1 protein-coding gene is annotated in these 399 nt (G+C 60.2%); it reads left to right on the top strand.

Going from position 1 to position 399, the window contains the following annotated elements; all coding sequences use genetic code 11:
* On the top strand, positions 1 to 399 hold a 399-nt coding region (locus tag I6F37_RS43280; RefSeq protein WP_225154877.1), incomplete at both ends, for a hypothetical protein.

The following is a 399-nucleotide window of genomic DNA, read 5'->3' as shown; positions in this document are numbered from 1 at the left end:
ATCCTGCTGCAAACGATCCTGGGGCCGCACTCGGTCCAGAAGTGGTCCGCGATATGTCGCACGTGAGCGATTCACCCGTCCAAGCATCGTTGCCCAACGAGGCCGGCTATCGCAGCTTCAGCTTGGGCTCGTTCACGTTCTCGCGCGACGAATACTTCGCGCACGTCGAGTGGGTGTCGAATGGCACGAAGCTGTCGCACACGATGTCAGCCGACGTTTTTCTGCGAGCGATGATGCGCGACGTGGCGTGGGGGTTCTTCTACGGCACCGTCAACTTCGACGACATATTCGGCACGCGCAACCGCTATGGTCAGGTCGAATTCTTCGCCGGCTGCTATCACCCGACCTACAAGTCGCAAGGGCTCGATCACCTCGAGATCTTCGACAGCGGCCTCGCCA

Source organism: Bradyrhizobium sp. NBAIM08 (assembly GCF_020193935.1).
GTDB lineage: Bacteria > Pseudomonadota > Alphaproteobacteria > Rhizobiales > Xanthobacteraceae > Bradyrhizobium > Bradyrhizobium yuanmingense.
Note: the sequence above shows the minus strand (reverse complement) of the source record. Positions and strands in the feature narration are given on the sequence as shown.